Raw genomic sequence first — 25280 nt, 5'->3', positions numbered from 1 at the left:
TTTATTCTTCCTAATTATTCACTTCCGTCGAGTCGCTCACATCTGGTGTTACTTCAGTACTCGCTTCTATTTGTGGCGCATCCGGATCTATCCATACATCTCCTTCGGCTTCTTTGGGTTCGGCAGGTGTTGTTCCTTGAAATGTCAATAAATAACTTGCCACTTGCGCCATTTCCAATGGTTTCAAATCGTTCTTCCAAGGTACCATTCCTTTTCCGGCTCGTCCTCCTTCAGAAATGGTATTAAATACGTTTTTAATGCCACCTCCCAAAATCCAGTTGGTATCTGTCAAATTGGGTCCAATACCACCTCCGCCATCGGCCTTATGACAGGCGACACAATTCATTTCATAGATCGTTTTTCCTGCGCTCAGGTCGGATGCATCCGTTAGCAATTCGACGGTATTGACATCGACCAGATCTTTTGCTGTCTTTTTATAGGCTTCAATTTCGAGTTTCGCTTTGGCTACTGCAATTTCATATTCTTCTGTCTGATTTACATCATCAAAAACCTCGTACCGCACCAAATACACTACTGCAAAAACGATGGTCGCATAAAACATATACACCCACCATGGCGGTAATGTATTATCCAATTCCTTAATCCCATCGTAGTTGTGATCGAAAATTATTTCGGCTTCTTTTTCAACTGGCTTACTACCTAATAGTTTTTTATACGTACTGCTAAACCACCCGAAACCTTGCTCTTTTTTAAGTGCTTCTTGTTCTTTAAAACGTTTTTTTGCTTCTTCATCCAAGCCTCTGTAAAGGATGCTGTTCATAGCTTCTACAATCACCTCCACAGCAATTGCAAACAATAGGAGGACTCCCAATACAGCCCAAATTATAGGATATTTGACGATGGCCATTTGTTCACCGGAATCGATTATAAACTCCAGCAACCAAAATGCCACTACCATAAATATGATGACACGTATATACGATATTCCTGTTTTCATAATAGTTCTTCGTTTTGGTGGTTATTGTCTAATGGAATGTTGCTTACTTCGTTGATGTGTTCTTTTTTGGCAGTAAAAACCCACCAAAAAAGTACGACAAAAAATATGAAGAAGATCAATAAGGATATAATTGGATATACTTCCACTCCATCAATGTTTTCGAGATTTCCTTTGATAAATCGCAACATAGTTATTCGTTTTTAGCTGAAGCTTCAGCATTCGTTTTTACTTTAATATCGGTGCCTAGGCGCTGCAGATATGCAATTACGGCAACCACTTCACGATCTTTCATATCGATAAAATCCAATCCGTTCTCCTGCGCATATAGTTTATCGGCTTCATAGGTCTTCACAAAGTCGGGATCGCTATACAAGTTCTGTTCTATTTTTGCACCTTGTTCATCCATCCAAGACTGTGCATTGGCAATTTCTTCTTCGGTATAGGGAACTCCCAAGCTTACCATTACCTCCATTTTCTTTTCGGTCATGGATTTATCCAATCTTCGCTGAATCAACCATTTATAGGATGGCATAATCGAACCAGATGAGGTGCTTTGTGGATCGTAAAAGTGGTTGAGGTGCCAGTTATCACTGTACTTCCCTCCTACTCGCATCAAGTCGGGACCGGTACGTTTGCTTCCCCATAAGAATGGATGATCGTATACGTATTCCCCGGCTTTGGAATATTCTCCATAGCGTTCTACTTCACTTCTAAAGGGACGTATCATTTGTGAGTGACAGGAAACACATCCTTCTCTAATATAAATATCCCGTCCTTCCAATTCAAGTGGTGTATAGGGTTTTACACTTGAAATTACAGGTACATATTCGTCAACTATTAAAGAAGGAATAATCTGTACCATCCCACCAATTAAGATGGCAATAGTAGCATAAATTGTCAATTTCACAGGACGTCGTTCCAACCAAGTGTGGTAACCTTCGGCAGCAGTTTGCTTTTTAGTAACTCTTTCTAATGGAGCCGCTTCGGCAAGTTCATCGGTCACTTTTTCTCCTTGGCGTACCGTCTGTATAATATTATACAATGCGATAAAAGCACCTATAATAAATAGTGATCCTCCAATGGCACGCATCCAGTACATAGGCATAATCTCACTAACCGTTTCTAAGAAGTTTCCGTAGGTTAGGGTTCCATCCGGGTTGAATTGCTTCCACATAGAAGCTTGAACAAATCCTGCAACATACATAGGTAGCGCATACATAATAATACCCAAGGTACCTATCCAAAAATGCGCATTGGCCAAACCAATTGAATACAAACGGGTTTTGAACAATTTGGGCACTAACCAATAGATCATCCCAAAGGTGAGGAAACCGTTCCACGCCAAGGCACCAACATGCACATGCGCAATGATCCAATCGCTAAAGTGAGCGATTGCATTCACGTTTTTAAGTGAAAGCATGGGGCCTTCAAATGTCGCCATACCATAACCGGTAATGGCAACTACCATAAATTTTAAAACAGGGTCGGTCCGTACCTTATCCCATGCGCCTCGTAATGTGAGCAACCCATTGATCATCCCACCCCAAGAAGGCGCAATAAGCATTACCGAAAAAGCAACACCTAAGTTTTGTGCCCAATCCGGTAAAGACGAATACAATAAATGGTGAGGTCCGGCCCAGATATATATAAATATCAAGGACCAAAAGTGAACGATCGATAATTTATACGAGTAAACAGGTCGGTTCGCCGCTTTGGGAACAAAATAGTACATCAGTCCTAGGAATGGTGTGGTCAAGAAAAACGCCACTGCATTATGTCCGTACCACCACTGCACCAAGGCATCCTGAACACCTGCATACATCGAATAACTTTTCATGGCACTCACCGGAATCTCCATACTATTTACAATATGTAGTACCGCTACTGTCACGAAGGTGGCAAGGTAAAACCAGATAGCAACATACAGGTGACGTTGTCTTCGCTTTAGTATTGTGCCTATCAAGTTAGCTCCAAAAGCTACCCATATTAAGGCAATAGCAATATCAAAAGGCCATTCCAATTCGGCGTACTCCTTTGATGTGGTATAACCTAATGGGAGTGTAATGGCAGCTCCAACAATTATTAATTGCCAACCCCAAAAGTTGAGTTCACTTAAAAAATTACTCCACATCCTCGCTTTTAACAACCGCTGTGTTGAATAATAAATACCCGCAAAAATTGCATTTCCAACGAAGGCAAATATTACGGCGTTGGTATGCAGGGGGCGTAATCGCCCAAAGCTTAACCATGAAATACCATCGGTCATATTGGGGAATAAGAACATATACGCAAGGATTAGTCCAATAGACATCCCTACGATCCCCCAAATAAGGGTGGCCCAGATAAACTTCTTTACGATCTTATTATCGTAATAAAACTGTTCTAATTGCATAGTGTTTCCTGTTTCTCTTGATTATTGATTGGTTTTTGATTTTGTACAGTTTGGGAGTTCTGATCTTTTATTAGTTCATCTTCAAAAAGCATACGAACAGAAGGTGTGTAGGTATCGTCGTACTGACCCGCTCTTACTGAAAAAATAAAAGCCGCAAAGAAGACCAATGCGACAATGACACTAATTGTTAGTAATACATAAATAATACTCATACCTACCCGAATTAAGCCGTAAAATTAGGAGCGTGCTCCACTTTAAAATATGATATTTATCAGCTTTGATTTATTTAGTTTCATTTTAAATTTCTACTCACATACTGCGTTGCCAAGGTAGTAAAAACTACAATACTTATGGAACTCAAAGGCATTAATATTGCCGCAACTACAGGCATTAAATTACCCGTAACAGCAAAAGACAACCCTATTAAGTTGTAGGCCAGCGATAGTATAAAACTCCATTTTATAATTTTGATCGCCTTCTTGGAAAGCTGTAAATAGCTTGTTAGGTATTGAAATCGAGATGCGTCTAAAATACCATCACAGGCAGGAGAAAACACATTGATATCTTCTGAAATTACAATCCCCACATCACTTTGCTTCAAAGCTCCGGCGTCATTTAAACCATCTCCAACCATCATTACATATTTTCCTAATTGCTGAAGGTTTTTTACAAATTCAAGTTTGTCATCCGGTTTTTGATTAAAATAGAGTTCCGTGCCCTTTGGGAGTAGCTGCTCTAATCGTTCTCGCTCTCCTTCATTGTCTCCCGAAAGTACAATCACTTCGCTACCCCGATGAAGTGTTTCGAAAATTTCGGAGACGCCTTCTCTGTACTTATTCTGAAAAATATAACATCCTTTATAGTCATCATTACTACTCACATGCACAGCTGTTTTGGCTAGATTATCTGAGGAAATCGGTGCAGCTATCGAAATATCCTTTTCCACAAAAGCCTTCGACCCAATCTTTAAGCGCATTCCGTTCTGCCTTGCCGAAATTCCCTTCCCGGTCACTTCCTCAAAAGCATCCAATGTCTGAATGTTATTCTTATCCAAAATAGCATACAGCGCACGACTCAATGGGTGATTGGAGGCGCGAAGCGAACTCGTTAAAAGGACTATTTCTTCTTCAGAAAGTAAGATTCCTTCATAGGTGATACTATTTTTTTTATGGGTGGTAAGGGTTCCAGTCTTATCAAAAACAACCGTATCTACCTTTGCCATATGTTCAATGACGGAGGCTTCTTTTAGGTACAATTTATTCCTACCGAAGATGCGTAACATATTCCCAAGAGTAAATGGAGATGCTAATGCTATGGCACAAGGACATGCCACAATCAACACTGCGGTAAACACATTGAACGCCTTTGACGGGTCTACCAGCAACCAAAAAACCGTTGCAATCACTGCAATAGAAAGCACACCAATGGTGAATCGCTTACTAATACTATCGGTAAGCGATTGAAACAGATTGGGTTTTTCACTACTAAAGGCTTCGTTACTCCATAACTGTGTCAAATAACTCTGTGAAATGGGCTTAAGCACTTCCACTTCAAGAATTCCCGCCTGTTGCTTTCCTCCGGCAAATAGTTTATCCCCACTCGTTTTACGCACCAACTCGGCCTCACCGGTTACAAAACTGTAGTCTATGAGTGCATTTCCTTTAATAAGAATGGCATCCACCGGTAATATCTCATTATTGCGAATTAGCAGTCGGTCGCCTTTTGATATTTCATACACTTCCACCTGTTCTTCAGAAATCAACCCGCTTTTAGAACGCAGCAATCTGGTTACGGCAATTGGAAAATACGATTTATAATCACGTTCGAAAGATAAAAAGGCATAGGTTTTTTGCTGAAAGAATTTTCCTAATAATAAGAAGAAAATTAAACCTGTGAGACTGTCGAAAAAACCCGAACCCCAATCGAAAAAAATATCGATAGTACTTCTAATAAATAAAACTGCAATCCCAATGGCGATGGGAACATCTATATTCAAAAATCCCGAGCGGAGTCCTTTGTAGGCAGAAATAAAATAGCCGCGTCCCGAGTAAAACACAACAGGAAGCGAAAAGGCGAACATTAGCCAGCGAAAGACGTGTTTGAACTGATCAAGCCAAAATTCCTGCACTTCAAAATATTCGGGAAACGACAGGAACATGATATTTCCAAACGCAAATCCCGCTATCCCTAATTTGTAGGTGAGGCTTCGGTTATATTCCTTTTTCTTCTTTTGAGAATCTTCTAAGGAGATTGTAGGTTCATATCCTATTCTACTCAGTAGGATCACTAACTCTTTTAACGAAATCTCTTCAGCATTGAATGTAATTCTGACTGTCTTTTCAGGAAAATTAACCTGTGAGGTTTGTACAGCCTTTTGAAGTTTATTCAGATTTTCTAAAACCCAAATACATGAACTACAGTGTATGGATGGAATTGTAAAGGAGACTATCTGAAAGTTTTGATCGTTGAATTCCAGCAGTTTTTCAGCAATCGTCGTGTTGTCTAAATAATCAAATTTCCCTTCTATCGAATTAGGTGAGGTGCCGGGTGTACTTTCGAGATCGTAATAATAACCTAAGTCATTTTCGTGCAGTATATCGTAAACCGTTTTACAGCCATGGCAGCAAAACGACTTTTCGTCTTGTTCGATCTTTATATCTAAGCATTCGTCTCCACAATGAAAGCACGTAACCATCCCATTTAATTTGCTCATTATACCCGGTGCAAAGGTTTTAATTGTTCATCTACTAAAATATGATAAATATCAGAAGGCTACAACCTTATTTAGACAACAATTATTTTTTGTCTTATAGCTACTAAAAGCAAAAGGAGTATCTTCGTATACGAAACTAACAAAGCTTGTCAAGCTGAAAATGTTTGAAACTATGTGTAAAAGATAAATGAGTTATTTCTATGATAAATATCATTTTTTAAGACCTTATATAGGTCAATTTTTGCACCCATTATATTAAATTAGTCCTTTTGAAAAAGACAGCACTTTCGATTCAAATTTTATTCCTTTTCATTAGTATTAACACCTATGCTCAACTTACGGTTGATGCGGAACTTCGCCCTCGTTTTGAGTACCGACATGGTTACAAAACGCTCTTTCCTGACGATGTGGATGCCGCAAGTTTTGTATCACAACGTACTCGCTTAAATGCAGGCTTCACTAACGAAAAGCTAAACTTTTATCTCAGCCTTCAGGATGTTCGAGTTTGGGGAGATGTCCCTCAACTTAATACCGCAGACGAAAATGGATTTTCGGTTCATGAGGCTTGGGGAGAACTTTTATTTAGCCCACAATGGAGAGCCAAAGTAGGACGGCAAGAAATTGTTTATGATGATCACCGAATTTTAGGTAATGTGGGATGGGCACAGCAGGCACGTAGCCATGATGCCGCCCTTATAAAGTTTCAGAAAAATAAATTCGAAGCCCACGCCGGATATGCCTTTAATCAAAATGGAGAAGCGTTGACAGGACATGTTTTAAATGTGAATACCTATAAAAGTCTATTCTATACTTGGTTACATCACGATTGGGACGCCATTGGAGCCAGTTTTTTATTTTTGAATAACGGCCTCCAGTTTATAGATGCTGAAAATGAATCGAACACCGAAACCAGATACAGCCAAACTGTTGGCTCACATCTAACGTATAAAGGAGAAAATCTTCATTTGAACTCGAATTTGTACTACCAATTTGGAAAAGACGTTTCTAATAAGGACCTTAGTGCTTATTTGTTAGGGATTGAGGCCAACTATAAGATAAGTCAGAAAGTAAATTTGGGTTTAGGCGGTGAGCTACAGAGTGGTAATGACAATGGAGTTCCTGCTAATGGAGAAAACAATGCGTTTACACCGTTGTATGGAACCAACCATAAATTTAATGGCTTCATGGATTATTTCTATGTAGGGAATCACATGAACAACGTAGGTCTCGTTGATCTATTCGCCAAGGCAAAACTATCTGCTAGTGAAAAATCGAGCTTTGATGTTGCTTTGCATTATTTTTTAGGAGCGGCTGATATTCCGGGAACAGATTCAAAACAACTTGGGACGGAACTTGATTTTGGGTATTCGTATCAATTTTCTAAGGATATTAATTTAAAAGCCGGATATTCACATATGTTCGCTTCGGAAGGACTTGAAATTATAAAAAACAATTTCGATAATAACACCAACAATTGGGGCTGGATAATGATAACCATCCACCCAACACTATTTAAGACTGAAACTAATAAAACCAACCCGTAAAATAAGATTTATGAAACTAAAATTTTTAAACAATTCAGCATCCTTAGTCGTATTTGCAACCCTGTTAGCATTTATGGTCTCTTCCTGTTTTAACAAACAAGGAGAAAAAGTTTATGAAGACAAAGCGGATATTCCGGTAAGTCAGGAGATGATCGCCGAACTAACCTCACCACCCAATGTACCCACACCGGTTGGTAAAAGAAAAGCCAAGAAACTGATCGTTAAAATGGAAATCCTTGAAGAAGAAGGAGAAATGACCGATGGGGTTCGATATGTATATTGGACATTCGGAGGATCGGTTCCGGGAAGTTTTATTAGAACCCGAGTGGGCGATGAAGTTGAATTCCATTTACAAAACCATCCAGATAATAAATTACCACACAACATTGATTTACATGCAGTAACAGGCCCCGGTGGTGGTGCAGAATCCTCTTTTGTAGCGCCTGGTCATGAAAAAGTGTTTTCTTTTAAGACCTTAAATCCTGGACTCTACGTCTATCACTGCGCAACAGCTCCAGTTGGAATGCATATTGCTAACGGAATGTACGGTTTGATTTTAGTAGAACCAGAAGGCGGTTTATCAATTGTAGATAAAGAGTATTACGTCATGCAAGGTGATTTTTATACAAAAGGTGCGAATGGCGAGCGTGGTTTGCAACCCTTTGATATGCAAAAAGCTGTAGATGAAAAAGCAGATTATGTGGTGTTTAATGGCAAGGTGGGAGCACTTACTGGAGACAATGCCATTACAGCAAAAGTTGGCGAAACCGTTAGACTCTTTGTTGGAAATGGAGGCCCAGGTTTAGTATCTTCTTTTCATGTTATTGGTGAAATATTTGATAAAGTACATGTTGAGGGAGGAGATTTGATCAATGAAAATGTACAAACCACTTTAATTCCAGCTGGTGGCGCTGCCATAGTAGAATTTCGCGTCGATGTACCCGGAACTTTAATCCTAGTTGATCACTCCATCTTTAGAGCATTCAATAAAGGTGCTTTAGGAATGCTAAAAGTAGAAGGTGAAGAAAATAAAAAAATATATTCCGGTGAACTTAAAGATGGTATCTACTTACCTGAAGGACCAGGTATACAAGAAATGCCTGAAACTGGCGAAGTTGTAGCGTCCGAAATTCCAGCAAAATCTTTTGAAGAAAAAATGGAATTTGGTAAACAAGCATATATGCAAACCTGTTTTGCATGTCACCAAGCCGAGGGACAAGGAATACCAAATGCCTTCCCTCCACTGGCTAAATCGGATTATCTAAACGCAGATGTGAATCGAGCTATTGATATTATCTTAAACGGTTTAACGGGCGAAATAACCGTAAACGGGCAAAAGTACAACAGTGTAATGACACGGCAGAATCTCAGCGATGATGAAGTTGCCAATGTACTTACCTATGTCTATAACAGCTGGGGCAACTCGAAAAAAGAAGTTACACCGGCCATGGTAAAAAGCAGACGAAACGCACAATAATTATATGATAATATGAACCTCTTTCAAAAAACAATCGTTATTCTAATTTGTGGTTTTCTTTCCGGAAACGGGGTCGCGCAACCGCAGAATATGGTGACTGTTATGGAAGGGGTTTATATTCCATTATATGGGGTAGATTCTATGGCAGTAAAAGTAGCATCATTCCATATGGATGTCTATCCTGTTACCAATAGCGAATACCTTGCCTTTGTTCAAAAATTTCCAACTTGGAAAAAGAGTCAGGTCAAAAGGTTGTTTGCAAACAAAAGTTATCTCACCGGCTGGCCCAATGACGATAGTTTTGGCGATCAATTACAACCCAATGCACCCGTGACGAATATTTCTTGGTTTGCAGCTAAAAAGTATTGCGAATGCCAAGGGAAACGACTACCAACCATCGATGAATGGGAATATGCTGCCATGGCCGATGAAAGTACGGCAGATGCAAGAAAAAAGAAAAGCTATAATCAATTTATTTTGGGCTGGTACGAACGGAGAAACACCTACAATGAAGCGATAGGCTCCACTTTTAAAAATTACTGGGGCATTTACGATCTACACGGATTGGTGTGGGAATGGACAAGTGATTTCAACTCGGTGCTTATTTCTGGGGAGTCCCGGAAAGATGTGGATAAGGATAGTAATCTTTTTTGCGGAAGTGCAGCTGTAGGTGCTTCAGATCTAATGAATTATGCCGCCTTTATGCGATATGCCTTCAGAGGGAGTATTAAAGCAAATTATTCAATTAAAAATTTAGGTTTTCGATGTGTAAAAGATGTTGAGGACCAACCCTAATTTTTTCGGAAAAAAATGAAATACATAATAAGACATATTCTATTTATATTAGTGATACCCGCATTATTTACCTCGTGCAAGGACAAAAATTCGGAAGTAATCGCTGAAGCTTCAGTTACAGATACAGCTATTTCTGAATTATCCATTTACAATTTACCCTCGGTCTGGACAACTCAGAATAACGAAGCGATTGAACTAAAAGAATTGAACGGAGATGTGTTGGTGATGGTTATGATCTATACATCCTGCACGGCCGCATGCCCTCGACTGATTGCCGATATGCGGGCGATTGAAGCACAAGTCCCCGATTCGAAAAAAGGAAATGTCAAGTACGTTTTTATAAGTATCGATCCGGCTACCGATACACCACAACGACTAAAAGCATTCGCTATCGAAAATGATATGGATGACGAAAAATGGATCTTCTTACGGGGCACTGAAGAAGACACCCGCGAATTTGCAGCCGTATTGGCCGTAAATTACAAGAAAATATCACCTATGGACTTTTCGCATTCAAATATTATCAGCGTTTTTAACCAAAAAGGTGAGCTCGTACACCAAAAAGAAGGTCTGGGTGTTAATAATAAGGAAACTGTTGAAAAAATTGTTGAAACCGCACGTTAAGTGCATAAATTGTTAGTTATGAATATTACAAAAGATAAAACCGTAGCACAGGTAGTTACCGAAAACATTAAAGCTTCTCATGTATTTAAAAAATACAACATTGACTTTTGTTGTGGCGGTGGTGTTTCCATCGAAAAGGTTTGTGAGAAAAAAGGATTGGATTACAATACATTATTGCAAGAACTACAAGAAGTGAATGTGTCTGCTGAAGACAATAACGATTACAATCGATGGACGCTTCCTTTTTTGATCGACTATATCGAAAATGTACATCACAATTATGTAGAAGAAAGCACGCCGATGCTGCTTTTGTACGCTGCCAAGGTAGCCAAAGTGCATGGGCACCATTATACCGAGGTTGTAGAAATAGATAGACTATTTCAATTAGCTGCCAAGGAATTGGCCGGACATATGAAAAAGGAGGAATTAGTACTATTCCCTTATATCAAGCAGTTGGTAAAGGCTGAAAAAGAAAATAGCACCCCACCCAATGCACACTTTGGATCCGTTCAGAACCCTATTCATATGATGGAAAGTGAACACGAAGAAGTTGGCGATATTTTTAAAGAAATTGCCCGTCTCACAAATAATTACACCCCACCGGAAGGAGCTTGTAATACATTTAGAGCCTTGTACGATAAGCTGGATGAATTTGAGCAAGATCTGCACAAACACATTCACCTAGAAAACAACATTCTACATCCAAAAGCCCTACGCCTTGAGGAAAAGTTGAAAAACTAGTATGTACATATAATTTAAAAAGAGGCTGCTCGAAAAGAAAAAACTTGTCATTCTGAATTTAATTCAGAATCTTATAGCATTGATTGCCAATAGTTGTTAGAAACTGAATCAAGTTCAATTTGACAAAAACACAACTTTTCAAACCGCCTCTTTTTAGTTTTGTATAGTAACTCATGGATTTAAAAAAGCACGTACAAATTGCGCTTGGCTATTTCTTAATCATAGCCGTATTAGGGCTTGTACTAAGGTTATTCCAAGTGGTGGATATTCCGGCCAATTATCGGTTTGTTGTGCATACCCACTCACATATCGCCCTATTAGGATGGGTATACACGGCTATCACGACCCTGCTCTACTTTCACTATGTAAAAGATAAACCCATCGCTAAGAAATACAGACGTATTTTTTGGAGTACACAACTTACCATAGTAGGTATGTTGGTTTCCTTTCCTTTTACCGGCTATGCATTTTTCTCAATCCTGTTTTCAACCCTTTTCTTACTGGCGTCTTATTGGTTTACTTATTTTTTTCTGAAGCAAATAGATGCCGATCAAAAGCAGCGGCAATCCTTCAAATTAATTCGTGTTGCCCTCTGGTTTATGATTCTTTCTAGTATAGGCCCTTGGGCTTTGGGAGGTATTATGACGACTCTGGGAAGCAGTTCTCCCTGGTACCGAAACGCTATCTATTTCTTTTTACACTTTCAATATAACGGCTGGTTTATAGTTGCGCTTTGTGGTTTTTTATTTGTAGTCTTAGAGAGGTATAAGCTCTCGCTTTCAAAAAAGTCGTTCCGTGTTTTTTTTCTATTGCTGAATTGGGGGGTACTACTCAGCTTTTTCCTATCGGTATTGTGGATGAAACCTCATCCTGTCTTTTATATATTGGCAGGCGTAGGAGGCGTTTTACAACTGGCAGCCTTCGGAATATTATTCCGAAAAATATATACATCGTTCCAGCGGTTAAAGGAACAACTTTCTTTACCCATAACAAGGCTCTTAATTGCTTCCGGTATCTTTTTACTGGTAAAATTGATCGCGCAATTGATTGGTGCCTTTCCTGAAGCAGCCCAATCTATTTCAGCCAATATCGATCTGGTCATCAGCTACCTCCATTGGACATTTTTAGGAGTTGTGAGTGTCGCATTATTAGCCTTTCTGAATTCAGCTAAACTAATCTATATACCGAAACTGAGTATTCCCTTATACCTTTTTGGTTTTTTAGCTACCGAAACACTTATCTTCTACAAGGGTATCCTCGTATGGATAGGTGGGTCACTTAGCGCGAATTATCACTACTTTCTGACTTTCGCCAGTATATCCCTTGTTTTGGCCATAGGCTGGGTTTTTATGGCGCAATTTTCGAGTAAAAATCGTTAGACCTCTTTTAGTGCGCCTTTTGCAATAACAGGAATCAATGCCAGTAGTTCTTTAATTATAGCCTGTCCTCGGTCTTGGTTATACCAGCGCTGTAATTCTTCTTTAAACGCTGCATCAATTTTTCCATGCGTCGTCTTGTAATCGGTTACCATTTGTGTTGCGGCATTTGAGCGCGGTCCCCAGTCCCCCAACACTTCCATATGTTCGTCCAAAATAATTAGCTTCGGAATAGATCGAGATCCATTGGTTAAAAATGCGTCCATAAGATCGAGATAATCGTCTCGAAGTACTATTTTCAAATCTATGTGTGGAGATGTTTCTGCTATTCGGTGCAATAAGGGGAGCGTTTGTGCTCCATCACCACACCATGGCTCTGTAATAACAAGCCAGGTTTGTTTTTGTGTCAGGCTCCTAAATTGCTTGGCTTGAATATCGGTCAGGAAAAAGGTTTTGTCCAAACGTTTACTTCTACTAAAATTCAATTTTGTGTATGTAATCTTTTCGGTTGTCGATTCGCCTGTTGTGCGGCCGGCCTCAACCAATCGCTTAAAAAGTGAGTTATATTCAGCATAGGTCATTCCAGCCTTTACAGCTTCAGTGATCAATTTTTCCATAAGATTTTGTCTTTTTTATTAAATTATCCATATTAAAATATCCTCCCCTATTTTCAGTACGACTCAGTGATTGATCAATAATCATGTGTGCTACGTTTACCATATTTCGCAGTTCACAAAGGGAGGTGTTTAATTTGTGTTTTTGATAAAGCCTTTCGGTTTCGACATATAGTTTATCCAGCTCTGTTGATGCTTTTTGTAATTCTGCATTACTTCTCAGGATACCGACATATCGCCGCATTAATTTTTGTAATTTTTTTATCTTTTTTTGAAGTATTTTATGTTCTTCCAAGAAGACAACGCCCTCATCATTCCAATATGGAATGCTAATGGTCGATGAAGACAACGAATACTTACAGTGGTATTCAAAGATATTATGCGCATACACTAAGGCCTCTAAAAGTGAGTTCGATGCGAGTCGGTTAGCACCGTGCAGACCTGTTCTCGAACATTCCCCGCAAGCGAATAAATTTAATACAGAAGTCCTGCCGTGTACATCAACTTCAACACCGCCACATACATAATGCGCTGCCGGTACTACCGGAATCCAATCTTTAGAAAGTATTATTCCTTTACTTTTGCAGGTTTCGGAGATCGTTGGGAACTCATGTTCAAACTCAGCTATATTCAGATGCGTGCAATCCAAATACACACAGGTATCTCCTAATTTTTTTAATTCAGAATCGATAGCTCGCGAAACAATATCTCGCGATGCCAATTCGGCCCGGGGGTCATACCGCAACATAAATCGTTCGCCTTTCCCATTTCGAAGCAAAGCTCCAAAACCACGAACCGCCTCCGAGATTAAGAAGGAAGCACCTTCTTTGCCATCATACAATGCCGTTGGATGAAATTGTATAAATTCCATATCCTTGATGCGAGCCTTTGCCCGATATGCCATAGCGATTCCATCGCCAGTGGCTACCGCAGGATTTGTGGTATGCCCATACACCTGTCCCAAACCACCGGCCGCCAGGGTTGTGGTATCCGATTTAATCGTTATTATGTTTCCTGAGATCTGATCCATCACATAGGCGCCATAACAGGAAATACGATCTGTTTTTGCATCCAACAGATGGTGTTCGGTTATAAGGTCTACGGCAAAATGATGCGGCAGAAGTATCACATTCGAAAGTTGGTGTGCTTTTTCAAGCAGGGCACGTTCAATTTCGAAACCGGTCATGTCTTTATGATGTAGCACCCGGTCTTCGGAATGCCCTCCTTCTCTTCCCAAAGCGACTTTTCCAGAAGTATCCCTATCGAATCTCGCACCCCATTCCATAAGCTCGTACAATCGTTTGGGGCCTTCTTTTATCACCATTTCCACCACTTTCTTATCACACAGGCCATCGCCCGCCTGAAGCGTATCGATTATATGTTTCTGAAAGGAGTCCTCTTCTGCATTAAAGACAGCAGCTACACCACCTTGAGCGTATTTGGTATTGGACTCAGATTCGTTAGATTTGGTAACTATGGTTACCCTTTTATTTGGAAAAGTTGAAGCCAATTTTACTGCCAACGTCAATCCCGCCACTCCAGAGCCTATAACAAGAAAATTAGTTTCTACCATCTTATTTTGATAAGGCAAGCATACGTTCAATAGGAAGCAAGGCGCGTTTTCTGACCTCCTCAGGTACCTCAATTTGAGGTGTTTCATGCAATAAGCAGTCGTATAATTTTTGAAGAGTGTTTAGCTTCATGAAGGCACATTCACTGCAGGCACAGGTATTGTCTTCTTCGGCAGGGGCGGGAATTAACACTGCATTAGGAACTTCCTGCTGCATTTTATGAAGAATACCGGCTTCGGTCGCGACGATAAATTTTTCAGAAGGATGTTCCTTCACATAATTGATCATTCCTGCGGTGGATCCTATATAGGTTGCTGTATCGAGGATATGGGTTTCAGATTCGGGATGTGCTATAATCTTCGCACCGGGATGTTCTTTGTACAAGCTGAGTAATTTTTCAATGGAAAACGCTTCATGGACTATACACGAACCGTCCCACAATACCAATTCCCTACCGGCTTCTTTCTGAATATATTTTCCTAAGTTCTTATCGGGTGCGAAAATAATGGGTACCTCTTTCGGAATTGAATTTACAATTTTCAAGGCATTGGAAGAAGTACAAACTATATCACTCATCGCTTTGATCTCTGCGGAGCAATTAATATATGTGATCACTACATGATGGGGATGTGCATTTATAAATTCTGAAAATGCTTTTGGCGGGCATGAATCTGCCAAGGAACAACCCGCATTCAGGTCGGGGAGTACAACTTTTTTTGAAGGATTTAGGATTTTTGCGGTTTCTGCCATGAAATGCACTCCTGCAAAGACAATGAGATCAGCATCAGTTTCAGCTGCTTTTTGGGACAACCCTAAACTGTCTCCCACATAATCGGCTATCTCTTGAATTTCGGGTTGCTGATAATAATGCGCGAGGATAACTGCGTTCTTCTCCTTTTTCAGCTGTAATATATCATCTACCAAACTCATTATCAAAATCGATTAAGAATCTATAAACCGCAAAATTAAATAGATTTACAGGTGAAATATATGATAAAAATCATACTTTAGATAATCAAAAGATTCAATAATAACAAGCAATTACAAGGGATACATAAAGAATAAAGGACTAATCACTCTTTTTAGTTATATTTGAAATCACAAAACAAGATCACATGTTATCAAATGCATCTAAATATGCCATACGATCCATCCTCTATTTGGCTACAAATAGTTCTGAAGATCACAAAATAAGTGTGAAGGTCATTGCAGAAGATCTAGAAACCCCACAGTCTTTTTTAGCCAAATTATTACAACAATTAACCACTAACAAGCTAGTCTCATCTGCCAAAGGTCCGCATGGAGGGTTTTATTTAAGCGCAAAAAACCGAAAGAAATCACTTTGGGATATCATAAAATGTATTGACGGAGGTGAAAAATTCAATCAGTGTTTTTTAGGCCTATCCGAGTGTAATGATGTAAATCCATGTCCGGCACATGCAATCGTGTCACCATTTAAGAAACAAATACTTGAAAATTTCCGAGATAAAACCATCGGGCAATATGCAGACGAATCCCTTGAAAAAGGAACGTATCTTACGCTAAAGGAGCTTGAAATTTGATCGTTTTAGTTAGCGCTTTATCTTCCTCAAAAATTCCTTCAAAATTGGGAATGAGATCATGCACAGAGCAATGACAAGCCCTGTCCCAAAAACAAAAATTAAGATATAGACTGTCATCATCGCATCCTGCATTTCAGAAAATAGGCCTTTTTTCGAAAAATACATCCAATAGCTTTTTTTAATTCCTGCTGTCAATAGGGAACACCAAAAAAAGAAAAGCGTAATATTAAATAATTGCAGGCCTCTTCGCAAAGAAAACTGATTGGTGTTGAATGTGGGATTCAGCTTTCCCAATATAAAAAGAAGGGCCGAAAATAAGATCGTTGTATTAATACCGATGGTTGTTCCCATAGAATGTGCCACGGTAATATGAGTGCCATGTGTAAAGAAATTGATGGCCGGAATGGAAAATAGAATTGCCAAAATTAGGTTCAATAAAATCCACACATCGGCAGACATCATAAACCGGGTTGCCATTGGATGATTTTCGAGCTTAACCTTTGGTAAGGATCGTTTCCAATTATAAATGATAGACGCCAAAACAATCCATTCGGTCATACTTACCGCATAGGCCACATAGCGAATCCACGGTTGGATGGGTAAAAAGTAGGTATGATGTGCCCACCCAAACATTAAATTGGTCAGTCCTAAAAAATAAAAAAAGAAGACGGTCTTACTCTTCGCCATTTTCTGGTCTCCCTTTATTTTAGACATCACGTAGATGGAAATTCCATATACCAACATATTCCAGGATCCGGTAAAGGAGCCATACGATTTCCACTGCACCGACATATCCCTAATAAAATTCTCTCTGAAATATTCAAAAACCCATACATGAGCTTCGGTGAGGTGATAGATCATAAAAACTATACCCGTACCCCACATCCAGTAATATACCGGCCATCCCGAAACCGCTTTCCGAAGTGTTTTAAAATAGTTAATCCCAAACAGCACCCAACCCAATAGAATAGGAATCATGATGACAGGACCGAATGCAAAATACTCTCGGCCTTCTGTATAACCTACCAGATACGAAATATAAATGGCCAAGCCCGTTAACGCAAAGATCCAAAAATGTGCTTTTAAAAGTCGGTCTGAGTAGAGCTTCAATCGCTCCACATACACCAAAAAAAAGTAAATACTTCCTGTAGCACTAAGTATAATCCAAGAAATTACAGAGGTTACATGAAAAGGGCGTAATTTTGAAAAGGGGATGTATTCTTTTAGAAATTCGGGAAAAACATATTGTAGGGAGGCACACAAACCGAAAGTGATTCCAAGTAACAAGGATATAAGGGCAAAAGCTAAAAAGTACAGTGGAAGTTTAGTCTTCATATTTATACTTGATGTTTACCCACCCCGAAGGCTCAATACTAGCATCAAAAATGGGATAATATCCAGTTTTATCGATTATGCGTAAATATTCGATGATGGCTTCTTTTTCTGACTCATTAAAATGAAATTGGGGCATCGTCTTTACCCCACTATTTAAAAAGGCATTAATATATACCGGTCCCTTATCTGGGTGAGAATACACATTGGTAAGATCCGGTCCCAAATAGCCTCCCAGGCCATACAATTGATGACAGGACCAGCAATTGTTTTTTTGCCATAATAGCTGCCCTTCCATCGCCATTGGAGATAACTCAACCTTTGCAGTATATCCTTCATTGGTATAAATAATATAATTGTACACTAAAAACAGTGCAATTAATATTGCAATAATAACAATGTACTTTTTAGTATCGGTCGGCATCTTTAGTAGCTGTAATCGGGCTTTAAAAGTAGAGAAATAGCCAAATTCCAAATATGACATTTATCAGTTATTTGAGCTGTTTGATTTCAGAGTTATTTTATTCCTTTACATGATTTTTATCATGCTACAGTCAATTTACCTTTCCTAGCTTTACAGATTATTACACCGAACACATGCTGAACGAACAACTTCTTTCTCCAAAAAGTATTGCGGTTATTGGCGCTTCCAACAATATTAGAAAACCGGGAGGGAAAATGCTGAAAAATATTATCGATGGCGGTTACAAGGGCAGATTGACAGTGGTAAACCCAAAAGAGAAAAACGTCCAAGGTGTAAAAAGTTATGCTAGTACCGAAGCTTTGCCCGAAACCGATCTCGCGATTTTGGCAATTCCTTCAAACTATTGTTTAGAAGCGGTTACTATACTTGCGAAACAAAAAAAAACCAAAGCCTTTATCATTATTTCCGCAGGTTTTGGCGAAGCCGATGCCAAAGGTTCACAATTGGAGAAACAAATTTCGGAAGTGGTAAACAGTGTGAATGGTTGTTTGATTGGCCCAAATTGTATCGGAGTAATCACACAAACCTATAAGGGGGTCTTTACCTCTCCCATTCCTGTTTTCAATAAAAAAGGCTGTGATCTTATCTCGGGATCGGGGGCGACGGCTGTTTTTATTATGGAGGCCGGTATGGCGTTGGGCGTTACCTTTGCCAATATATTTTCTATTGGAAACGGGTCTCAAACCAGTGCCGAGGATGTTTTAGAATATATGGATATCCATTTTGACCCTTCAAATGATCCTAGGGTAAAACTATTATATCTCGAAACCATCAAGGATCCTAAAAAATTACTTAAGCACGCCTCCTCTTTAATTAATAAAGGAGCGAAGATTGCGGCGATTAAAGCAGGAAGTACAAAGGAGGGTAGTCGGGCTGCTACTTCTCACACCGGCGCTTTGGCGAGCAGCGATATGACCGTCCGTGCACTGTTTAATAAGGCGGGTATAGTATATTGTAGCAGCAGGGAGCAACTGTTAAGTGTCGCCTCTATTTTTTACTACAAACCCCTCAAGGGTAAGAACATCGCGATTATCACTCACGCAGGAGGCTCGGCTGTTATGTTGGCCGATGAACTTTCAAAAGGAGGACTAGAAGTCCCGGAAATTAGTGGGGCCGAAGCCCAAACACTTAAAGGGTTTCTGTATCCGGGTTCTTCGGTAGGAAATCCCATCGACTTTCTGGCAACAGGTACTGCCGAACAACTAAGTATTATTATAGATTACTGTGAGCATAAATTCAATTTTATTGACGCCATGGTGGTTGTTTTTGGAAGTCCTGGCCTGTTCGATGTAGAAAACGTATATAACGTATTGAGTGTAAAACTCGACATTTGTACCAAACCAATTTTTCCGGTATTACCATCGGTAATCAACGCACAAAAGGAAATACAGACATTTTTAGCGAAAGGGAATGTTAACTTCCCGGACGAAGTAGTTCTGGGGAAAGCACTAGCACAGGTATACAACACCCCCGAACCGGCTTCAGAAGAAATTAAAACGCCTCTTTTAGATACATTACAGATCCGAAGCATCATCAACACCGCTTCAAATGGTTATCTGGACCCGGAAACAACCGGACAACTCATCGATGCTTCGGGGATCTCAAGAGTGCTAGAAATAGTAGAAAACTCAAAAACTGCATTCCTTTCGGCCATAAAAAAAATAGACTTTCCATTGGTGTTGAAAGTCGTTGGACCCATACACAAATCGGATGCCAAAGGGGTCCATTTAAATATTACCTCTTCCGAAGAGGCAGCTGTAATATTTGACCAATTGATGGAAATTGAAGATGCTGTGGCCGTCATGGCACAACCACAGCTTGTTGGCTTAGAATTGTTTGTGGGTGTTGTAAAAGAACCCGGATTTGACCATACCATACTCTGTGGTTTAGGCGGGATCTTTATTGAAGTTTTAAATGATGTCGCCGCCGGCCTGAGCCCTATTTCTAGAAAAGAAGCAACTACCATGATCCAGTCGTTGCGTGGGTATAAATTACTGCAAGGCCTACGTGGAAAAGAAGGCATTCAAGAGTCACAACTTATTGATATCATCCTTCGGCTATCTGCTCTGGTGCGTATCGCGCCCGAGATTGTCGAAATGGACATCAATCCATTAATTGGTACGAAGCGAGCCATAACGGCTGTGGATGTTCGGATTAAAATTGAAAAAGATTTGGACGCCCCGACTTCAAATTAGTACAATCACAACAAGTAAGATCGCCACAAAGAAAAGTACAAGTATTTTCCAAAAGAGATGCGCCTTCTTTAATTCCATAAAATTGAATGCGACTCCCATAAATTTCAGAAATGCAAGTCCTACAATAAGTAAGGTGGTATAACGCAATTCGAGATATGCACATAAGGTTGACAAGACGGTAAGTGCCATTAGCGCGAGCCAGGTATAATTGAATGATTTTTCCATTGTTAAAAAAGTAGATAAATGATGGGAAATAGCAATAACCAAATGAGGTCACATAGGTGCCAAAAGGTGGCTGCGGCTTCAAAATCTTCTGTTTTTACTTCGTTAGGGCGTTTTCGCAAACCCCTACCCATACTCCCTAAAATCACAATTCCAACCAATACATGTACCACATGAAAAAGGGTCAGCATCCAGTAATAGGAAAAAAAAGTATCGAAGCTCATGGTTAAACCGGCGGTTATCTTTTCGTAATATTCCACGCCTTTTAAGAGAAGGAATAGGATTCCTCCCAATACTGTAAGTTTTAAAAAGAACCGACTTCTATTAAAATTCTTCCGTTTAAAAAAATGAACCGATTGCGCCATACACCATCCACTGCTCAACAAAAACAGCGTATTTACCGCGCCAAAAGTTGTATTGAGGAGCAAACGGGATTCATGAAATTCTTGGGGCGTTTCCGAAGCATTTATCGCCATAAAAACCAAGGCGATTCCAAAGGTGAGCAGTTCGAGGTAAATAATGATCCACAGCAAGATACCGCCAGGTGGGTAGTAAATATTTTTATAATCTATTTTAAGTTGTTCCATTCCCTAGCTTTGGTGTTTAATTTTATCGTACAATTTTACAAGGGCATGTAACAATTCTACCGGTGTGGTTAATATTTGATAATGATTTTGTCCAAACATTTGTGGCAGATAATACTTTGCCTGTGCCTCAATTGCAAGTGCATACGAATTAATACCGCGTTGGTTCAATTCGCGTAAGGCCTGTTTTACATCGTTGATTCCGTATTTCCCTTCGTACTTGTCGTAATCGTTTGGTTTTCCATCCGAAAGCAGGATAACCCATTTGTTCTTGGTATTGCGTTGATCCATTAAAGCACCCGAATGCCGTAAGGCTGCCCCTATGCGCGTGTATCCACTGGGCTGAATGGCTCCTATGCGATGCTTGGCTTTGTTCCAATCTTCATCAAAGCCTTTCAATGTTAAATAGGTACTGTAATTTCGGGTTTTTGAATAAAAACAGTCAATAGCGAAATCCACATTGAATTCGTTTAAAATCTCTCCAAAAATAATAGACACCTGCTTTTCCACATCGATCACTTTATTTCCAGCGGCATAGCCGTCACTGGACAGACTATTGTCCAATAGCATAAGGATGGAAAGATCCTTTTCCTTTTTTCGCTTTGAAAGGTATATTTTTTCTGAAGGGGTATGCCCGGTATGCACATCGACAAACAGATCGGTTATGGCATCGAGATCAAACTCCTCTCCATCGGTCTGACGTCTTTGTTGACGGTATTTATTGTTGACAGAAGTGAGCATTTTACGAAGTCCCATAAGTGTTGACCCATTTTCCTGAAGCGTTTTTTTATAATAGGCGCCGTCTGTTTCGGTTTGGGTTTTTGGATACACCTTACAAAAATTCGGTTTATAGTTGCGCTTTACATAATTCCACTCGTCGTAGGAATAATAAAATTCTTCAGAAGGCACCTCAGCACTCTCCGATATGGTGGTATTCTCAATAAAATCTGCTTGATAAATAGAATGAGTAGGATCGTCTACTCTCACCGTATGTTTCATGTTTAGATCCTCCAAGGCATTGGCATGATCGTCCAACTCATCGTCTCCATCAAAATCGCGCCAGCCACCTTCCCATTCTTCGGCAGTTTCCACCTTTTCGAAGTTATGGGTCAACACATAGTCATCCTGCGCCTTTTTATCAATTTCTAAGGAGGTAATCTCCTCTACCGCATTCGCTTTCAAGATCGTATTTATTTCTTCCTGAATGGCCGTTTTTACGTTTTCTGAAATCTGCTGAAGCACCTTCTTTTTGGTCGCTTCCGGATCGTTTTGCATCCACTTTCCGTAGATGTACGAATAGTCTGGCGGGTTTTTACCCGAAGCTTTTTTCTGAAATAATTGTATTAAATCGTCATGCACTGTTTCGGTCACAGGAAATTGATCGAATAATTCCTGAAGCACTTTTTCGGAAGTTTCCAAAGCATTGTCTCGGGCATCCTCGAGCGTGTATTCCTGACCCGAAACAAAATTAAATCGCTCGTTTTTCTGAATCGCCAAGTACAATATCCTGAACAGGTAGAACAGGGTATTTTTTTCGGCACTATCAAATTCCGCAAAGCGAATAGGCAAGAAAAAGTTGTTGTTTTTATAGCCTCCTTCGCGTTCGGCGGGAAATATCTCAATAGGATGTCCGGTTACAGCCCGCGCCAGTAATGTAAGTCTGGGTTTTATTTGTTCTAAGAGAATGGCGTGCTTTTCGGCCTCTTTAGCACTCTTTCGCTTATTTTTAAGGAATTTGGCAACCTTAGAAAACAGAAATTCATCGGGCTCAAACATATAGCAGGGCTTAAATCATTAAATCACATAGATCTGTGAGCGCCTGTGTAATTTCGACATCATCGGTAAGCGGCTCTACTATGGCAACTTTAACAGACAGGCGTTTGGGCAAACCGGTATGAATTAGTTTGGCTGCGTCAACGAGCAAACGAGTTGAAACGGTTTCAGTAAGACCTAACTCGGTTAGGTTTCTAATTTTATTGGCAATGTTCACCAATTTCTTGGCTATATCTAACGAGATCTCTGTTTCGGCAGAAACAATTTCGGCTTCATCTTTAGGTTTTGGATAGGCAAAAGAAAGTGCTACAAATCGTTGCCTTGTAGATGGTTTTAGTTCTTTAAACCCTTTTTGGTATCCCGGATTAAAAGAAGCCACCAACATAAAATTAGGATGGGCTTTAATAGTAACACCTAATTTATCTATATATAATTCTTTTCTGTGATCGGTAAGTGAATGGATAGCAACAATCACATCGGGACGTGCTTCGGCAATTTCATCTAAATACAAAATTGCACCTTCTTTTACTGCCCGTGTTAATGGTCCGTCTATCCAAACCGTTTCGGCACCCCTAATAATATAACGACCTATTAGATCTGTGGAGGAAGTTTCCTCATGGCATGAAATTGTAATCAATGGCATATCGAGTTCGTGTGCCATAAATTCAACAAATCTTGTTTTACCGGTCCCTGTAGGGCCTTTCAATAGTACGGGCAGCTTATTTGCAAAGGATTGCTGAAAGACTTCAATCTCACGATCTATAGCCTTGTAGAAGGGTGTAATAATATCTTTTGATGCATTGTACATAGTCTTCTTATTTTGAACTGTTTCAATATCTGAAGTTGTATTCTGTGTCATTTAATTTTACTTTTAAAAGGCCCGGATAAGCACACTTCAATGAAATGAATCACGTCAGTTATCAGGTATGAGTCTATGCCTATTTCGGACCTTTTTTTGAATTAGCCAAGCATAATTTAAGTTTCAATCTTTTCTAAAGCCTCGTCGTTTGGACGGCCGTGTTTTATAAAATCAATGATATAGGCAATAATTCCAATTGTAAACAATGAGGCACAAAGAATAAGCACCACGAAATGAATGCTAATTTCTTCCTGTACAGCCATAAAGTCCATTTTAAACTTGCGTTCTAGGTATACCTGCGCTACGCCGGCTACACCAAAGGCTACTGTCATTCCTATCATTCCTATATTTGCGGTCCAGAAGGCAATTCGACCCCGAACTCCGTCGTAAAGCTTTCTACCGGTCATATTAGGTAATGAATAACTTATAATAGCCAGTACAATCATGGCATAAGCCCCCCAAAAAGCAAGGTGACCATGCATAGCTGTTACCAAGGTTCCGTGTGTATAAAGGTTGGTTTGTGGTAAGGTATGCGCAAACCCCAATAATCCTGCTCCCACAAACGATACGATTGCAGATCCCAATGTCCAGAACAAAGCAATTTTATTGGGGTGTTTCTTTTCTCCTTTTCGATACATATTTACAGCAAACAGAGCCATCGCCAAGAAGGCTAGCGGCTCTAGAGCCGAGAAAATACCTCCAACAACAAGCCAAATTTTATTGACTCCTATGTAATAATAGTGGTGTCCCGTTCCTAAAATTCCTGAAAGAAAGGTAAGACCAACGATTACATACAACCATTTTTCAATGACTTCTCTATCGACTCCCGTGAGTTTGATTAGCAGGAAGGCCAGAATACCTCCCATAATCAATTCCCATACGCCTTCAACCCATAGGTGCACCACCCACCAGCGGAAGAATGAATCGGTTACCTGACTATCGAAAGGCAGCATTCCCGGTATATATAACAAGGCCGCAAAAAGCAAGCCCATAGAAAGCACCAGGGCGGTCGTTGTTTTTCGTTTTCCCTTAAACAAGGTGGTTAATATGAGCCCCAGAAATAGCAAGACATTAGCTACTACCAAGTAATCCAGTTGTCTAGGGATTTCTAAAAATTTCCGCCCTTCCCACCAATTGAAGTGGTAGCCAACAATAGCAGCAACACCTACCAAAGCTAGAGATATAAGCTGAACATATGCTAATTTTACACTAACCAGCTCACGCTGCGCCTCTTCGGGGATAATGTAATAGGCAGCCCCCATAAACCCGGATAATAGCCAAACGACCAATAGATTAGTATGGACCGCTCTGGCCGTATTAAAGGGGATAAAATCGTGTAAGCCATCCATGCCAATTCTGGCAAAACCCATGATGAATCCATAAGTAAGTTGTAAAATGAGCAATAGCATCGATAAGGCAAAAAACCAATATGCTACTTTTTGTGATTTGTATTTCATGGTAGTT

Annotated in this window: 23 protein-coding genes; 8 read left to right on the top strand and 15 right to left on the bottom strand. The window is 39.8% G+C overall.

What is annotated here, in order from left to right; all coding sequences use genetic code 11:
* Window positions 1-10: 10 nt before the first annotated feature.
* The 5 genes from K8F54_RS10590 to K8F54_RS10570 form a co-directional block, all read right to left on the bottom strand.
* A complete protein-coding gene (locus tag K8F54_RS10590; RefSeq protein WP_290790630.1) occupies window positions 11-958 on the bottom strand; it encodes a cbb3-type cytochrome c oxidase N-terminal domain-containing protein in 948 nt (315 codons plus the stop codon).
* Entirely contained in the window at window positions 955-1146 is a 192-nt protein-coding gene (locus K8F54_RS10585) for a CcoQ/FixQ family Cbb3-type cytochrome c oxidase assembly chaperone (RefSeq protein ID WP_290790628.1), read from the bottom strand. Before K8F54_RS10585 ends, K8F54_RS10590 begins: the two co-directional genes overlap by 4 nt.
* A gap of 2 nt (window positions 1147-1148) precedes the next feature.
* Window positions 1149-3350, bottom strand: coding sequence for a cytochrome-c oxidase, cbb3-type subunit I (gene ccoN / locus K8F54_RS10580; RefSeq protein WP_290790626.1), 2202 nt, complete (start codon window positions 3348-3350; stop codon window positions 1149-1151).
* Window positions 3341-3562 carry a cbb3-type cytochrome oxidase assembly protein CcoS gene (ccoS, locus tag K8F54_RS10575; protein ID WP_290790624.1) on the bottom strand — a complete coding sequence of 74 codons (222 nt, stop codon included), beginning with the start codon at window positions 3560-3562 and terminating at the stop codon, window positions 3341-3343. Before ccoS ends, ccoN begins: the two co-directional genes overlap by 10 nt.
* Before the next feature lie 80 nt (window positions 3563-3642).
* Window positions 3643-6045, bottom strand: a complete 2403-nt coding sequence (locus tag K8F54_RS10570) for a heavy metal translocating P-type ATPase metal-binding domain-containing protein (RefSeq protein ID WP_290790857.1) — start codon at window positions 6043-6045, stop codon at window positions 3643-3645.
* A gap of 287 nt (window positions 6046-6332) precedes the next feature.
* On the opposite strand from K8F54_RS10570, the gene K8F54_RS10565 reads away from it, so the two are divergent.
* From K8F54_RS10565 to K8F54_RS10540, 6 genes are all read left to right on the top strand, one after another.
* Window positions 6333-7607 (top strand): alginate export family protein, encoded by a 1275-nt coding sequence (locus K8F54_RS10565; RefSeq protein ID WP_290790622.1) that lies wholly within the window; start codon window positions 6333-6335, stop codon window positions 7605-7607.
* Between the two features lie 10 nt (window positions 7608-7617).
* Window positions 7618-9084, top strand: coding sequence for a copper-containing nitrite reductase (gene nirK / locus K8F54_RS10560; RefSeq protein WP_290790620.1), 1467 nt, complete (start codon window positions 7618-7620; stop codon window positions 9082-9084).
* 90 nt (window positions 9085-9174) lie between these two features.
* Window positions 9175-9879, top strand: coding sequence for a formylglycine-generating enzyme family protein (locus K8F54_RS10555; RefSeq protein ID WP_290790855.1), 705 nt, complete (start codon window positions 9175-9177; stop codon window positions 9877-9879).
* Between the two features lie 15 nt (window positions 9880-9894).
* A complete protein-coding gene (locus K8F54_RS10550) occupies window positions 9895-10503 on the top strand; it encodes an SCO family protein (protein ID WP_290790618.1) in 609 nt (202 codons plus the stop codon).
* An 18-nt stretch (window positions 10504-10521) separates the two neighbouring features.
* On the top strand, window positions 10522-11244 hold the full coding sequence (gene ric, locus K8F54_RS10545; protein WP_290790616.1) for an iron-sulfur cluster repair di-iron protein: 723 nt from the start codon (window positions 10522-10524) through the stop codon (window positions 11242-11244).
* 173 nt (window positions 11245-11417) lie between these two features.
* A complete protein-coding gene (locus K8F54_RS10540) occupies window positions 11418-12623 on the top strand; it encodes a hypothetical protein (protein ID WP_290790614.1) in 1206 nt (401 codons plus the stop codon).
* On the opposite strand, the gene K8F54_RS10535 is transcribed toward K8F54_RS10540, so the two are convergent.
* From K8F54_RS10535 to nadA, 3 genes are read right to left on the bottom strand one after another with little or no spacing between them, the layout of a single operon-like run.
* Window positions 12620-13237, bottom strand: coding sequence for a thioredoxin family protein (locus tag K8F54_RS10535; protein WP_290790612.1), 618 nt, complete (start codon window positions 13235-13237; stop codon window positions 12620-12622). The genes K8F54_RS10540 and K8F54_RS10535 overlap by 4 nt on opposite strands.
* Complete coding sequence (gene nadB, locus K8F54_RS10530) at window positions 13218-14807, bottom strand: L-aspartate oxidase (RefSeq protein ID WP_290790610.1); 1590 nt, start codon at window positions 14805-14807, stop codon at window positions 13218-13220. The genes K8F54_RS10535 and nadB overlap by 20 nt, the downstream gene beginning before the upstream one ends.
* A gap of 1 nt (window position 14808) precedes the next feature.
* On the bottom strand, window positions 14809-15735 hold the full coding sequence (gene nadA / locus K8F54_RS10525; RefSeq protein WP_290790608.1) for a quinolinate synthase NadA: 927 nt from the start codon (window positions 15733-15735) through the stop codon (window positions 14809-14811).
* Between the two features lie 185 nt (window positions 15736-15920).
* On the opposite strand from nadA, the gene K8F54_RS10520 reads away from it, so the two are divergent.
* On the top strand, window positions 15921-16367 hold the full coding sequence (locus K8F54_RS10520; protein ID WP_290790605.1) for an Rrf2 family transcriptional regulator: 447 nt from the start codon (window positions 15921-15923) through the stop codon (window positions 16365-16367).
* Between the two features lie 9 nt (window positions 16368-16376).
* Here the strand turns inward: K8F54_RS10520 and K8F54_RS10515 are convergent, their stop codons facing one another.
* Together K8F54_RS10515 and K8F54_RS10510 are read right to left on the bottom strand one after the other, a co-directional pair.
* Window positions 16377-17702 carry a cbb3-type cytochrome c oxidase subunit I gene (locus K8F54_RS10515; protein WP_290790602.1) on the bottom strand — a complete coding sequence of 442 codons (1326 nt, stop codon included), beginning with the start codon at window positions 17700-17702 and terminating at the stop codon, window positions 16377-16379.
* Window positions 17692-18183, bottom strand: a complete 492-nt coding sequence (locus tag K8F54_RS10510) for a cytochrome c (RefSeq protein WP_290790600.1) — start codon at window positions 18181-18183, stop codon at window positions 17692-17694. The genes K8F54_RS10515 and K8F54_RS10510 overlap by 11 nt, the downstream gene beginning before the upstream one ends.
* Before the next feature lie 113 nt (window positions 18184-18296).
* Between K8F54_RS10510 and K8F54_RS10505 the strand changes: the two genes are divergently transcribed.
* The gene (locus K8F54_RS10505) at window positions 18297-20378 is read left to right on the top strand and encodes an acetate--CoA ligase family protein (RefSeq protein ID WP_290790597.1); all 2082 of its coding nucleotides are present in this window, start codon (window positions 18297-18299) and stop codon (window positions 20376-20378) included.
* Here the strand turns inward: K8F54_RS10505 and K8F54_RS10500 are convergent.
* The 5 genes from K8F54_RS10500 to K8F54_RS10480 all read right to left on the bottom strand — a co-directional run bounded on the left by K8F54_RS10500 (window position 20370) and on the right by K8F54_RS10480 (window position 25273).
* Window positions 20370-20603, bottom strand: coding sequence for a cytochrome C oxidase subunit IV family protein (locus K8F54_RS10500; RefSeq protein WP_290790594.1), 234 nt, complete (start codon window positions 20601-20603; stop codon window positions 20370-20372). The two genes, K8F54_RS10505 and K8F54_RS10500, sit on opposite strands and share 9 nt — an antisense overlap.
* Before the next feature lie 2 nt (window positions 20604-20605).
* Window positions 20606-21187, bottom strand: coding sequence for a cytochrome c oxidase subunit 3 (locus K8F54_RS10495; protein WP_290790592.1), 582 nt, complete (start codon window positions 21185-21187; stop codon window positions 20606-20608).
* Between the two features lie 3 nt (window positions 21188-21190).
* Window positions 21191-22960 carry a VWA domain-containing protein gene (locus K8F54_RS10490; protein ID WP_290790589.1) on the bottom strand — a complete coding sequence of 590 codons (1770 nt, stop codon included), beginning with the start codon at window positions 22958-22960 and terminating at the stop codon, window positions 21191-21193.
* A gap of 10 nt (window positions 22961-22970) precedes the next feature.
* The gene (locus tag K8F54_RS10485; protein ID WP_290790586.1) at window positions 22971-23816 is read right to left on the bottom strand and encodes an AAA family ATPase; all 846 of its coding nucleotides are present in this window, start codon (window positions 23814-23816) and stop codon (window positions 22971-22973) included.
* A 116-nt stretch (window positions 23817-23932) separates the two neighbouring features.
* On the bottom strand, window positions 23933-25273 hold the full coding sequence (locus K8F54_RS10480; protein ID WP_290790583.1) for a cbb3-type cytochrome c oxidase subunit I: 1341 nt from the start codon (window positions 25271-25273) through the stop codon (window positions 23933-23935).
* Between the last annotated feature and the right edge of the window lie 7 nt (window positions 25274-25280).

Origin of the sequence: Altibacter sp. (assembly GCF_019913785.1) — a bacterium.
Lineage (GTDB): Bacteria > Bacteroidota > Bacteroidia > Flavobacteriales > Flavobacteriaceae > Altibacter.
The sequence above is the reverse complement of the archived record's forward strand: the minus strand, read 5'-3'. Positions and strand labels throughout refer to the sequence as shown.